Source organism: Pseudomonas sp. PGPPP4, from assembly GCF_002256045.1.
In the GTDB taxonomy this organism is placed as follows: Bacteria; Pseudomonadota; Gammaproteobacteria; order Pseudomonadales; family Pseudomonadaceae; genus Chryseomonas; species Chryseomonas oryzihabitans.
In genome coordinates this window covers 391,428-404,798 of sequence record NZ_NKID01000003.1, presented here as the reverse complement: position 1 = coordinate 404,798, position 13,371 = coordinate 391,428, and the positions used below count along the sequence as shown (strand labels likewise).

Annotated in this window: 10 protein-coding genes; all 10 read left to right on the top strand. The window is 68.0% G+C overall.

From position 1 onward, the window contains the following. The first annotated feature begins 98 nt into the window (after nt 1-98). The 10 genes from CFE50_RS07575 to CFE50_RS07530 all read left to right on the top strand — a co-directional run bounded on the left by CFE50_RS07575 (nt 99) and on the right by CFE50_RS07530 (nt 13,356). Nucleotides 99-1,019, top strand: a complete 921-nt coding sequence (locus CFE50_RS07575; RefSeq protein WP_027597405.1) for a LysR family transcriptional regulator — start codon at nt 99-101, stop codon at nt 1,017-1,019. A gap of 197 nt (nt 1,020-1,216) precedes the next feature. Further along, nucleotides 1,217-2,434 (top strand): efflux RND transporter periplasmic adaptor subunit, encoded by a 1,218-nt coding sequence (locus tag CFE50_RS07570; protein WP_286732349.1) that lies wholly within the window; start codon nt 1,217-1,219, stop codon nt 2,432-2,434. A gap of 155 nt (nt 2,435-2,589) precedes the next feature. Further along, on the top strand, nt 2,590-5,766 hold the full coding sequence (locus CFE50_RS07565; RefSeq protein ID WP_286732348.1) for an efflux RND transporter permease subunit: 3,177 nt from the start codon (nt 2,590-2,592) through the stop codon (nt 5,764-5,766). Continuing rightward, on the top strand, nt 5,763-7,196 hold the full coding sequence (locus tag CFE50_RS07560) for an efflux transporter outer membrane subunit (protein ID WP_286732347.1): 1,434 nt from the start codon (nt 5,763-5,765) through the stop codon (nt 7,194-7,196). Before CFE50_RS07565 ends, CFE50_RS07560 begins: the two co-directional genes overlap by 4 nt. Nucleotides 7,197-7,629: 433 nt before the next feature. Next, nucleotides 7,630-10,437 carry a monovalent cation/H+ antiporter subunit A gene (locus tag CFE50_RS07555; protein WP_286732345.1) on the top strand — a complete coding sequence of 936 codons (2,808 nt, stop codon included), beginning with the start codon at nt 7,630-7,632 and terminating at the stop codon, nt 10,435-10,437. A 1-nt stretch (nt 10,438) separates the two neighbouring features. Then, entirely contained in the window at nt 10,439-10,768 is a 330-nt protein-coding gene (locus tag CFE50_RS07550) for a Na+/H+ antiporter subunit C (protein WP_027597400.1), read from the top strand. Beyond that, nucleotides 10,765-12,264 (top strand): monovalent cation/H+ antiporter subunit D, encoded by a 1,500-nt coding sequence (locus CFE50_RS07545; RefSeq protein WP_027597399.1) that lies wholly within the window; start codon nt 10,765-10,767, stop codon nt 12,262-12,264. Before CFE50_RS07550 ends, CFE50_RS07545 begins: the two co-directional genes overlap by 4 nt. Beyond that, the gene (locus CFE50_RS07540) at nt 12,261-12,758 is read left to right on the top strand and encodes a Na+/H+ antiporter subunit E (RefSeq protein WP_027597398.1); all 498 of its coding nucleotides are present in this window, start codon (nt 12,261-12,263) and stop codon (nt 12,756-12,758) included. Before CFE50_RS07545 ends, CFE50_RS07540 begins: the two co-directional genes overlap by 4 nt. After that, nucleotides 12,743-13,012 carry a K+/H+ antiporter subunit F gene (locus tag CFE50_RS07535; protein WP_007159900.1) on the top strand — a complete coding sequence of 90 codons (270 nt, stop codon included), beginning with the start codon at nt 12,743-12,745 and terminating at the stop codon, nt 13,010-13,012. Before CFE50_RS07540 ends, CFE50_RS07535 begins: the two co-directional genes overlap by 16 nt. 14 nt (nt 13,013-13,026) lie before the next feature. Then, complete coding sequence (locus CFE50_RS07530; RefSeq protein ID WP_286732341.1) at nt 13,027-13,356, top strand: Na+/H+ antiporter subunit G; 330 nt, start codon at nt 13,027-13,029, stop codon at nt 13,354-13,356. Nucleotides 13,357-13,371: the final 15 nt, after the last annotated feature.

Here is a 13,371-nt window from a genome sequence, read left to right as displayed (position 1 = left end):
TTATGGCTAGGACTCTAACCAGCCTTGCCTTAGGATTCTATGCATCCCCATCGATAATGGACATCGGGGGTATCGATCCACTCCCTATCGGGGCCTGAATGAACCGTACCGATCTGCGCCGCGTCGACCTCAACCTGCTCATCGTGTTCGAGACCCTGATGCTCGAGCGCAGCGTCACCCGTGCCGCGGAAAAGCTGTTTCTCGGCCAGCCGGCGATCAGCGCGGCCCTGGCACGGCTGCGTACCCTGTTCGACGATCCGCTGTTCGTCCGCACTGGGCGCAGCATGGAACCCACGCCGCGGGCCCAGGAGATCGCCGCCCTGCTGTCGCCGGCACTGGACCAGATCTCCAGCGCGGTGAGCCGCACCCAGAGTTTCGAGCCGGCCAGCGCCGACCGGGTGTTTCGCGTCGGCCTCTCCGACGACGTCGAATTCGCCCTGCTGCCGCCGCTGCTCAGGCGCATCCGCATCGAGGCGCCGGGCACCACCCTGGTGGTGCGCCGGATGAACTACCTGACCGCCGCCGGCATGCTGGCTTCCGGCGAGATCACCGTGGCGGTGGGCTATACCGAGGAGCTGCCGGCCAACGCCAAGCGCCGGCCGGTGCGCCGCTTCGGCTTCAAGGTGCTGCGCGCCGACAGCAAGCCCGGGCGCCTGACCCTGGACGAATACTGCGCGCGGCCTCACGCCCTGGTGTCCTATGCCGGCGATCTCACCGGCTATATCGACGAACTCCTCGACAAGCTCGGCCGCCAGCGCCGGGTGGTGCTGGCGGTACCCCAGTTCAACGGCCTGGGTTCGCTGCTGGCGGAAACCGATCTGCTGGTGATGGTGCCGGACTACACCGCGCGCCTGCTGGCCAGCACCGGTGGCCTCAGGTACGAGGACCCGCCGGAAGAACTGCGCGACGGCAGCCATGAATTGCCCATGGCCTGGAGCGGCGCCCAGGACCACGACCCCGGCGAGCGCTGGCTGAGGTCGCGCATCCAGATGTTCATTGGCGATCCGGACAGCCTTTGAAACACAGAGCCAGGCGTCTATCCGGCAAAACGGCTCAACGGCGGCCCCTTCCAGTAAGCGCCATCACCGCCAGCGATACCTACAGCAAAACCATCATCGCCATTGATAAATAACTTCGAGCCCTTCGATTCGTCGCCGTCCCTGCCCGGCGGCAGACTCGCCTCCCTGACCTCTTTCCACCTCGGGCGGACTCGAACATGGATCTCTTCGCGAAAACCCTCGGCCCCCTGGCCCTGACCTCAACTCTATTCCTTGCCGCCTGCGGCGATTCCCATCCCCAGGCCAGCGCCGCGCCGCCCGCGCCCAAGGTGAGCGCCGCCGAGGTGCTGCGCCAGCCGGTGGTGGAATGGGACGAGGTGACCGGCCGCCTGGAAGCGCCCGAGTCCGTGGTGGTGCGTCCCCGCGTCTCCGGCTATGTCGACCGCGTGCTCTTCCACGAGGGTGCCCGGGTCAAGCGCGGCGACCTCCTGCTGCAGATCGATCCGCGACCCTTCCAGGCCGAGGCCAAGCGCCTCGAAGCCGAGCTGCAACAGGCCCGCGCCAACGCCAGCCGCACCGCCGACGAAGCCGCCCGCGGCGAACGCCTGCGCAGCAGCAACGCCATCTCCGCGGAAATCGTCGAGGCCCGCCGCAGCGCCGCCCAGGAAGCCAAGGCCAGCGTCGCCGCCGCCCAGGCGCAACTGGACGCCGCGCGCCTGAATCTGGGCTTCACCGAGGTCCGCGCCGCCATCGACGGGCGCGTCGGCCGGGCAGAGGTCACCGCCGGCAACCTGGTCAACGCCGGAGACACCCGCCTCACCACTCTGGTCTCCACCGACAAGGTCTATGCCTACTTCGACGCCGACGAGCGCGTCTTCCTCAAGCAGCAGGCCCTCGCCCGCCAGGGTCAGCGCGGCGCGGCCAGCCCGGTCTACCTGGCGCTGTCCAACGAGGACGACTTCTCCCATGAAGGCCACATGGACTTCATGGACAACCAGCTCGATCCGCGCACCGGCACCATCCACGGTCGCGCCGTGTTCGACAACGCCGACGGTCGCTTCACCCCGGGGCTCTATGCCCGGCTGCGGCTGGTGGGCAGCGGCACCTACGAAGGCACCCTGATCCAGGACGCCGCCGTGGGCACCGACCTGGGCAAGAAATTCGTGCTGGTGGTGGATGGCCAGAGCAAGACGGCCTATCGCAACGTCGACCTGGGTCCGCGCCTGGAAGGCCTGCGCATCGTGCGCAAGGGGCTGGAAGCCGGCGATCGCATCGTGGTCAACGGCCTGCAGCGGGTGCGTCCGGGCATGACCGTCGACGCCCAGTCGGTGCCCATGGCCGATGCCACCACCCTGGCCGCCCTCAAGCGCCAGCGCGACGCGGTACTGGCCAGCCTGCCCGCGCCCACCCAGCCGCTCAAGGTGGGTAGTCGCTAGACCCCAGGCTCCACCCCGTCCCGTTTCAGACTTCTACCCGTCCAGGCATCGCGGTATCGCGGTCGTGGACCGCTCCTACAGGCACGGACACCACTGTAGGAGCGGCCCATGGCCGCGATGAACGCGACGGCCGCCTGTTGCCCAAGGAAAGCCCGATGAACTTCTCCCAGTTCTTCATCCGCCGGCCGATCTTCGCCGCCGTGCTCTCGCTGATCATCCTGATCGGCGGGGCCATCTCGCTGTTCCAGCTGCCGATCAGCGAATATCCCGAGGTGGTGCCGCCCACCGTGGTGGTGCGCGCCACCTTCCCCGGCGCCAACCCCAAGGTGATCGGCGAGACCGTCGCCGCGCCCCTGGAGCAGGCCATGAACGGCGTGGAGCACATGCTCTACCTGTCGTCCCAGTCCACCGCCGACGGCAAGCTGACGCTGACCATCACCTTCGCCCTAGGTACCGACCTGGATACCGCCCAGGTGCAGGTGCAGAACCGCGTCACCCGCACCCTGCCCAAGCTGCCGGAAGAGGTGCAGCGCCTTGGCGTGACCGCCGACAAGGCCTCGCCGGACCTGGCGATGGTGGTGCACCTCACCTCGCCGGACCAGCGCTACGACATGCTCTATCTGTCCAACTACGCCCTGATCAACGTCAAGGACGAGCTGGCGCGACTGGACGGCGTGGGCGATGTCCAACTGTTCGGCATGGGCGACTATTCCCTGCGCGTCTGGCTCGATCCGGACAAGGTGGCCTCGCGCGGCCTGACCGCCAGCGACGTGGTCACCGCCATCCGCGAGCAGAATCGCCAGGTCGCCGCCGGCGCCCTGGGCGCGCCGCCGGCCCCGGGCAGCACCAGCTTCCAGCTGGCCATCAACACCCAGGGCCGCCTGGTGGACGAGGAAGAATTCGCCAACATCATCGTGCGCGCCGGCAGCGACGGCCAGATCACCCGCCTGCGCGACATCGCCCGCATCGAACTGGGTTCCAACCAGTACGCCCTGAGATCCCTGCTGAACAACCAGCCGGCGGTGGCCATCCCGATCTTCCAGCGCCCCGGCAGCAACGCCATCGACCTGTCCAACCAGGTGCGCGCCAAGATGGCCGAGCTCAAGCAGAGCTTCCCCCAGGGCATGGACTACGAGATCGTCTACGACCCGACCATCTTCGTGCGCGGCTCCATCGAAGCCGTGGTGCACACCCTGTTCGAAGCCATCATCCTGGTGGTGCTGGTGGTGATCCTGTTCCTGCAGACCTGGCGCGCCTCCATCATTCCCCTGGCGGCGGTACCGGTGTCGCTGATCGGCACCTTCGCGGTGATGCACGCCTTCGGCTTCTCGCTCAATGCGCTGTCGCTGTTCGGCCTGGTGCTGGCCATCGGCATCGTGGTGGACGACGCCATCGTGGTGGTGGAAAACGTCGAGCGCAACATCGGTCTGGGCCTCGACCCGGTGGCGGCCACCCGGCGCGCCATGGGCGAGGTGACCGGGCCCATCATCGCCACCGCCCTGGTACTGTGCGCGGTGTTCGTTCCCACGGCCTTCATCTCCGGTCTCACCGGGCAGTTCTATCGCCAGTTCGCCCTGACCATCGCCATCTCCACGGTGATCTCGGCCTTCAATTCCCTGACCCTGTCGCCGGCCCTGGCCGCGGTGCTGCTCAAGGGCCACGACGCGCCCAAGGACCGTTTCTCGCGACTGCTCGACCGGCTGTTCGGCGGCTGGCTGTTCGCCCCCTTCAATCGCTTCTTCGAGAAAGCCAGCCACGGCTACGTCGGCGCCGTGCGCCGGGTGCTGCGCGGCGGCTCCATCGTGCTGGTGCTCTATGTGGTGCTGCTCGGCCTGACCGGCCTGGGCCTGGTGAAGACGCCGACCGGCTTCGTGCCGCCCCAGGACAAGCAGTACCTGGTGGCCTTCGCCCAGTTGCCCGATGCCGCCACCCTGGATCGCAGCGAGGACGTCATCCGCCGCATGTCGGCCATCGCCCTCAAGCACCCCGGCGTGGAAAGCACCGTGGCCTTCCCCGGTCTGTCCATCAACGGCTTCACCAACAGCCCCAACAGCGGCATCGTCTTCGTGACCCTGAAGCCCTTCGAGGAGCGTCGTGATCCCTCGTTGTCCGCCGGCGCCATCGCCGCGCAGCTAAACGGCGAATTCGCCGCCATCCAGGAATCCATCATCGCCATCTTCCCGCCGCCGCCGGTGCAGGGACTGGGCAGCATCGGCGGCTTCCGTCTGCAGGTGGAGGACCGCGGCAACCTGGGTTACGAAGAACTCTACGCCCAGACCCAGAGCGTGCTGGCCAAGGCCCGGCAGCTGCCGGAACTGGCGCCGGAGTCGCTGTTCACCAGCTACCAGGTCAACGTGCCGCAGATCGATGCCCACATCGACCGCGAGAAGGCCAAGACCCACGGGGTGCCCATCGACGCCATCTTCGACACCCTGCAGGCCTACCTGGGCTCGGTCTACGCCAACGACTTCAACCGCTTCGGCCGTACCTTCCAGGTCAACGTCCAGGCCGACCAGCGCTTCCGCCTGGAACCCGAGCAGATCGGCCAGCTCAAGGTGCGCAACGACCGCGGCGAGATGGTGCCCCTGTCCACCTTCGTCAAGGTCAGCGACACCGCCGGTCCCGACCGGGTGATGCACTACAACGGCTTCCTCACCGCCGAGATCAACGGCGCGCCGGCGCCCGGCTACAGCTCCGGCCAGGCCCAGGCGGCCATCGAGGGGCTGCTCAAGCAGGAGCTGCCCAACGGCATGACCTTCGAATGGACCGAGCTGACCTACCAGCAGATCCTCTCCGGCAATACCGCCCTGCTGGTGTTCCCGCTCTGCGTGCTCCTGGCCTTCCTGGTGCTGGCCGCCCAGTACGAGAGCTGGAGTCTGCCGCTGGCGGTGATCCTGATCGTGCCCATGACCCTGCTCTCGGCCATCACCGGGGTGATCCTGGCCGGCAGCGACAACAACATCTTCACCCAGATCGGCCTGATCGTGCTGGTGGGCCTGGCGTGCAAGAACGCCATCCTCATCGTCGAATTCGCCAAGGACCAGCAGGCCACCGGCAAGGATCGCGTCGCCGCGGTGCTGGAGGCCTGCCGCCTGCGCCTGCGGCCCATCCTGATGACCAGTTTCGCCTTCATCATGGGAGTGGTGCCCCTGGTGACCTCCACCGGTGCCGGCGCCGAGATGCGCCACGCCATGGGCGTCGCGGTGTTTTCCGGGATGCTCGGGGTGACCTTCTTCGGCCTGCTGCTCACGCCGCTCTTCTATGTGCTGGTACGCGCCTTCGTGGAGCGTCGCCAGGCCCGCTCCGCCGTTGCCCAGGAGGCCCAGGCATGAAGGCTTTCGCTCCCCTGCTGCTGGCGCTGGCGGTCTCCGCCTGCGCCGTCGGTCCGCACTACCAGGCGCCTGAGCAGGCACCCGCCCAGCTCAAGGCCAGCCAGCAGCCCAGCGCCTACGACCAGGGCCGCTTCGAGGCGCTCTGGTGGCGCCAGTTCGAGGACCCGACCCTCAACGCCCTGGTGGCCAGCAGCCTGGACGGCAACCGCGAATTGCGCGCTGCCTTCGCCCGGCTGCGCGCCGCCCGCGCCCTGCGCGACGACGACGCCAACGACCTCTATCCGACGGTCACCAGCCGCGCCAGCAGCCAGCTGGGCAAGGCCCAGCAACCCGGTTTCACCGAGGAACGGGTCAACAGCGATCGCTACGACCTGGGCCTGGACATGGCCTGGGAGCTGGATCTGTTCGGGCGCGTGCGTCATACCCTGGAAGCCAGCGATGCCCGTGCCGAAGCCGCGGCGTCGGATCTCGCCGCGCTGCAGGTCAGCCTGATCGCCGAGCTGGTGGACGCCTATGGCGATCTGCGCGGCGCCCAGCTGCGTGAACGCATCGCCCGCGACAACCTCGGCAACCAGCGCGAAGCGCGCCGCCTGACCGTGACCCTCAGGGACGAAGGCATGGGCAGTGACCTGGACGTGCAGCGCAGCGAAGCGCGGCTGGCGGCCACCGAAGCCAGCCTGCCGGAATTCCAGGCCCAGGCCACCCGCGCGCGCAATCGCATCGCCACCCTGCTCGGCCAGCGCCCGGACGCCTTGAGCGTGGATCTCTCACCCAAGGCCCTGCCGGCCATCGCCAAGCGCCTGCCCATCGGCGATCCCGGCGAATTGCTGCGCCGCCGGCCGGACGTGGCCGCCGCCGAACGCCGACTGGCCGCCGCCACCGCCGACGTGGGCGTGGCCACCGCCGATCTCTTCCCGCGGGTCAGCCTCTCGGGCTTTCTCGGCTTCACCGCCGGACGCGGTTCGCAGATCGGCAGCAGCGCCGCCCGGGCCTGGGGACTCGGCCCGAGCATCACCTGGCCGGCCTTCGACCTGGGCAGCGTCCGCGCCCGCCTGCGCGGCGCTCGCGCCGGCTCCGAAGAGGCTCTGGCCAACTACGAGCAGCAGGTGCTGACCGCCCTGGAAGAGAGCGCCAACGCCTTCAGCGACTACGGCCGTCGCCAGGAGCGCCTGCAGGCGCTGATCCGCCAGTCGGTGGCCAGCCGCGCCGCCGCCGACCAGGCCGAGATCCGCTACCGCGAAGGCGGCACCGACTTCCTGGTGCTGCTCGATGCCCAGCGCGAACGTCTGGCCGCCGAAGACCAGCAGGCCCAGGGCGAGATCGAGCTCTATCGCGGCATCGTCGCCCTCTACAAGGCCCTGGGTGGCGGCTGGGACGTGCAACCCGTGCGTCTCGCCCAGGGCAACGCTTCCCCCGCGCCGGCGCTCTGACGCCGGCGCTTACCCCCGACACGCGTGTTCTCTTGCTCCTTTGGCGTGTCGGGTTTTTTCTTCCCCTGGCGGGTGCCGTGCCCAGGGCACGGCACCCGCTGCCTCCCTTTCCTGCAAGCCTGAGCAAAAGCCCGTTCCAGAGGTCTCACAGAGGCGTGGATTCCTGCTTCCGGAAGTCTGCCCTCCTGGCTGGACGCGCTGCGGCTGTTTCCTAATATTTTGTAAGGGAGACAGGCCTGGAAATTCATGGTCTCTCTTTTATTATCACCTTAGGTTATTAAACCGCCGGTTCTTGTACGAAACTCAGAGATCGATCGCTTCCACCGCTTGCTGTCTGGCGAGTCTCCCGGTGAACGAATCGAATGCCGCTCGAGGCCTCTAGGGAGCCCCATCTACCAACCGCCGTGAGGCGGCTCAGCTAAAGGATGCAGGCATGGTATTGGCGCTGATCATCGCGTTGCCCTTCCTGGGAACACTGCTGTCGCTGGCGACCGATCGCTTCGGTCGGCGCGTCTGCGCCCTGGGTACCGCCGTGGCCCCCGCCCTGGCCCTGGCCCTGCTGGCCACGCAACTGCCCGCGGTCCTGGACGGCGCCGTGCTGCTGCACCGGGTCGACTGGCTGCCCGCCCTGGGGCTGAATCTCAGCCTGCGCCTGGACGGCCTGGGACTGATGTTCGCCCTGATGATCCTGATCATCGGCCTGCTGGTGATCCTCTATGCCACCTATTACCTGAGCAAAGATGAAAAGGTCGGGCGCTTCTTCGCCTACCTGCTGCTGTTCATGGGCGCCATGCTGGGCGTGGTGCTGGCGGAAAACCTGCTGCTGCTGATGGTGTTCTGGGAGCTGACCAGCCTGTCGTCCTTCCTCCTGATCGGCTTCTGGAGCCATAGCAAGGAAGCCCGCCAGGGCTCGCGCATGGCCCTGACCGTCACTGGCGGCGGCGGCCTGGCCCTGCTCGCCGGTATCCTGTTGCTCGGCCATATCGTCGGCAGCTTCGAGCTGAGCGACGTCCTCGCCGCCGGTCCGCTGATCACCGGCCATGCGCTCTATCCGCTGGCGCTGATCCTGGTGCTGCTGGGCGTCTTCACCAAGTCCGCGCAATTCCCCTTCCACTTCTGGCTGCCCGAGGCCATGGCTGCGCCGACGCCGGTCTCGGCCTACCTGCACTCGGCGACCATGGTCAAGGCCGGGGTCTTCCTGCTGGCGCGGCTCTATCCGGCCCTGGCCGATTCCGAGTGGTGGTTCTACATCGTCACCCTCACCGGCCTGACCACCCTGGTGGTGGGCGCCATCCTGGCCCTGTTCCAGCACGACCTCAAAGGCCTGCTGGCCTACTCCACCATCAGCCACCTAGGGCTGATCACCCTGCTGTTCGGCCTCGACACCCAGCTGTCCACCGTGGCGGCGGTGTTCCACATCCTCAACCACGCCACCTTCAAGGCCTCGCTGTTCATGGCCGCCGGCATCATCGACCACGAGACCGGCAGCCGCGACATGCGCCGCCTGGCCGGCCTCTGGCGCTACATGCCGCACACCGCGGTGCTGGCCATGGTCGCCGCCGCGGCCATGGGCGGGGTGCCGCTGCTCAACGGCTTCCTGAGCAAGGAGATGTTCTTCAACGAGACCCTCAACCACGGCCTGTTCGGCAGCTTCAGCTGGATCGTGCCGGCAGTGGCGGTGCTCTACGGGGTCTTCTCGGTGGCCTATTCGCTGCGCTTCATCCACGACGTCTTCTTCAACGGCGAGCCGCGCGACCTGCCCCACTATCCGCCCCACGAACCGCCGCGCTACATGAAGATCCCGGTGGAGATCCTGGTGCTGCTCTGCCTGCTGGTGGGCGTGGTGCCCGGCTACACCGTGGCGCCGCTGCTGGCCGCCGGCGCCAGCGCCGCCCTCGGCGGCAGCCTGCCCGACTACAGCCTGGCCATCTGGCACGGCTTCAATACCGCCCTGGTGATGAGCATCCTGGCCATGGTCGGCGGGGTGCTGGTCTATGCCTTCCGTCAGCCGCTGTTCCGCTGGCAGGAAGGCCTGCCCGACGTCGATGCGCGGCTGGTCTTCGAACAGGGCCTGAATCGGCTGATCGGCTTCGCTCAGCGCCTCACCGGGCGCCTGGAAAGCGGCTCGCTGCAGGGCTATATCGCGCTGATGCTTTTCGCCACCCTGGTGCTGCTGGTGGCGGCGCTGTCCGGCCTGGACAGCCTCCACGGTCCGGTCGCCCTGTCGCCCGTCGATCCGCTCACCGCCCTGGGCCTGGGCATCCTCATGCTGACCGCGGTGCTGACGGTGTTCTTCCACCGCAATCGCCTCAAGGCGCTGATGACCCTGAGCACCGTGGGCCTGATCGTGTCCCTGCTGTTCGCCCGCTATTCGGCGCCGGACCTGGCGCTGACCCAGCTGTCGGTGGAGGTGGTGACCATCATCCTGCTGGTGCTGGCGCTGTTCTTCATGCCCGATCGCACCCCCATCGAATCCAGCAGCCTGCGCGGCCTGCGCGACGTCCTGCTGGCCGGCGGCCTGGGGCTGCTGGTGGCGCTGCTGGCCTATGCCGTGCTGACCCGCCCCTATGAGGGCATCGGCGACTTCTTCCTGGCCAATTCGGTGTCCGGGGGCGGCGGCTACAACGTGGTCAACGTCATCCTGGTGGACTTCCGCGGCTTCGACACCCTCGGCGAGATCACCGTGCTGGCCATCGCCGCGGCGGGCGTCTACGGTCTGCTCAAGCACCTGCACCTGCCGCATCCGCTGGTCGATCCCAAGGGCACGCCCTGGTCGCGCGACAGCCACCCGATGATCCTCAACAACGTGGCGCGGGTGCTCTTGCCGCTGGCGCTGCTGGTGTCGGCCTTCATCTTCGTGCGCGGCCACAACCTGCCCGGTGGCGGCTTCATCGCCGGTCTGATCACCGCCATCGCCCTGATCCTGCAGTACGTGGCCCACGGCGTGACCTGGACCCAGCGGCGCCTGCCGATCAGCTACCACGCGCTCTGCGGCCTCGGGGTATTGATCGCCGCCCTCACCGGGCTGGGCTCGCTGGCGTTCGGCCGGCCCTTCCTGACCACCGCCTTCGACTACTTCGCCATCCCCCTGATCGGCAAGACCGAACTGGCCACCGCGCTGATCTTCGATCTCGGGGTCTACCTCGCCGTCGTCGGCGCCACCCTGCTGATCCTCTCCAACCTGGGCCACGTCAGCCGGGACGAGAAGGACACGGACGGCTCCAGCCAGGAGGTGCTCTAGCATGGAAATCCTGTTCTGCACGGCCCTCGGGGTGCTCACCGCCAGCGGCGTCTACCTACTGCTGCGGGCGCGTCTCTATCCGGTGGTGCTCGGCCTCACCCTGCTCTCCTATGCGGTCAATCTCTTCCTGTTCGCCATGGGTCGCCTGCGCACCGGCGTGCCGGCGGTGATCGGCCAGGCCGCCGAGCAGGCCGACCCGGTGCCCCAGGCGCTGGTGCTCACCGCCATCGTCATCGGCTTCGCCATGACCGCCTTCGTGGTCGCCCTGTCGCTGCGCGCCCTGGGCGAGTTGCGCACCGACCACGTGGATGGCGAGGAGCCGCGCCGATGAAGCACCTGATCATCCTGCCGATCCTCGTGCCGCTGTTCATGGGTGCCTTCCTGCTCATGCGGCCGCGGCTGTCCGCCCGTACCGCGCGCGGGCTGTCGCTACTCGCCACCGCGACCCTGCTGCCGCTGGCGCTGCTGCTCCTGCAGCGGGCAAACGGCGGCCAGCTGGAGGTCTATGCCCTGGGCGACTGGCCGGCGCCCTTCGGCATCGTCCTGCTGCTGGATCGCCTGGCCGCGCTGATGCTGGCGACCGTGGCGGTACTGGCCGCCGGCGCGGCGCTCTACGCCTGCCGCGGCGACGACAACCGCGGTCCGGATTTCCACGCGCTGTTCCAATTCCAGCTGCTGGGCATCAACGGCGCCTTTCTCACCGGCGACCTGTTCAACCTCTTCGTCTTCTTCGAGATCCTGCTGATCGCCTCCTATGCCCTGCTGGTGCACGGCGCGGGACCGGCCCGAGTGCGCGCCGGCCTGCACTATGTGGTGCTCAACCTGGTGGGCTCGGCGCTGTTCCTGATCGGCATCGGCCTGCTCTATGGCCTGCTCGGCACCCTGAACATGGCCGATCTGGGCCTGAGGGTGGCCAACGCCGATCCCGCGCAGGCGCCGCTGCTGGCCGCCGCCGGCTTCCTGCTGCTGGTGGTGTTCGGCCTCAAGGGCGCCCTGCTGCCGCTGTATTTCTGGCTGCCCAGTGCCTATTCGGCGGCCAGTGCGCCGGTCGCCGCCCTGTTCGCCATCATGACCAAGGTCGGGCTCTATGCCATCGTCCGGGTCTTTCTGCTGGTGTTCGGCGCCGCCGCCGGTCCCCTCGCCCACTACGTGCTGCCCTGGCTCTGGCCGCTGGCGGCGGTCACCCTGGCCGCCGGGGTGTTCGGCGCCCTGGCGGCCCATCACCTCAAGACCCTGCTCGGCTATCTGGTGGTCATCTCGGTGGGGATGCTGCTGACCGGCGTGGCCCTGGGCAGCGTCGCCGGACTCGCCGCCAGTCTCTTCTATCTGGTGCACAGCACCTGGATCGCCGGCGCCCTGTTCCTGCTGGCGGATCTCATCGCCCAGCAGCGCGGTGCCCAGGGCGATACGCTCGGCAGCGGTCCGCCGCTGGCGCACCCGCGGCTGCTCGGCGGGCTGTTCTTTCTGGGCGCGGTCTCCGTCGCCGGCCTGCCACCCTTCCCCGGCTTTCTCGGCAAGGTGATGCTGCTGCAGGCCACCGGTACCGCCTGGCCGGCGCTGATCATCTGGCCGGTGGTACTGCTCGGCGGGCTGGGCATGATCATCGCCCTGTCCCGCGCCGGGACCACGCTGTTCTGGCGCGGCCGAGGCGCGGCCCTGGACGTCCGCCTCGATCCCATCCAGCTCACCGCCACCCTCGGCCTGCTGCTGGGTAGCCCGCTGCTGATGGCGCTGGCGGCGCCGCTGCATGGCTACGCCCTGGAGACCGCCCGGCAACTGCTGGACGTCGCACCCTACTTCGATATCGTCCGGGGAGTTGGCCCATGAAGCGCTGGCTACCGCACCCACTGCTCACCGTCCTGCTGACCCTGACCTGGCTGCTGCTCAACAACAGCCTGAGTCTGGGCCAGTTGCTCCTGGGCCTGCTGCTCGGCTGGGGCATCCCGCTGCTCTGCCAGGATTTCCTGCTGCACGCCCCCCGCTTGCGCCGCCCCCTGCTCCTGCTGCGCTACATGCTGGTGGTGCTGTACGACATCATCGTCGCCAACCTGCACGTCGCACGGCTGGTGCTGGGGCGGACCGAGGCGCTTAAGCCCGCCTTCATCGAGGTCCCCATCGACATCGAGGACGAATTCCTGCTCACCCTGCTCGCCTGCGTGGTGTCCCTCACCCCCGGCACCGTGTCGTCAGGCCTCAGCGGCGATCGCAAGACCCTGCTGCTGCACGGTCTCGATGTCGCCGACAAGGACGAGGTGATCCGCCAGGTCAAGACGCGCTATGAGGCCCCACTCAAGGAGATCTTCGAATGCTCACCTACGTGACCCTGCTGTGCATGGGGATGATGGGCGTGGCCGCCGTGCTCAACGTCTATCGCCTGGTGAAGGGACCGGACATCCCGGATCGGGTGCTGGCCCTGGATACGCTCTACATCAACGTCCTGGCGATCATCATCCTGTTCGGCATCTGGCTGGCCACCGACGTCTTCTTCGAGGCCTCGCTGCTCATTGCCGTGACCGGCTTCGTCGGCACCGTGGCGCTGGGCAAGCACATGCTGCATGGCGAAATCATCGATTAACGGAGCGCTATCCCATGCCCTTCTGGCTCGAACTCCTGATCTGCGCCCTGCTGCTCATCGGCAGCAGTTTCGCCCTCATCGGCGCCATCGGCCTGTACCGGCTGCCGGACTTCTTCATGCGCCTGCACGGGCCGACCAAGGCCACCACCCTGGGCGTGGGCAGCACCGTCATCGCCTCGATGCTGTTCTTCAGTGTCCAGGGCGAGGGCCTCAGCCTGCACGAGCTGCTGATCGCCCTGTTCATCTTCATCACCGCGCCGGTCAGCGCCCATATGCTGGCGCGCGCCGCCATCCAGCAGAAGGTCAAGCAGGTGGAGCGCACCGACGGCCAACCCTGGCGCTAGGGCTGGCCGCGCCGC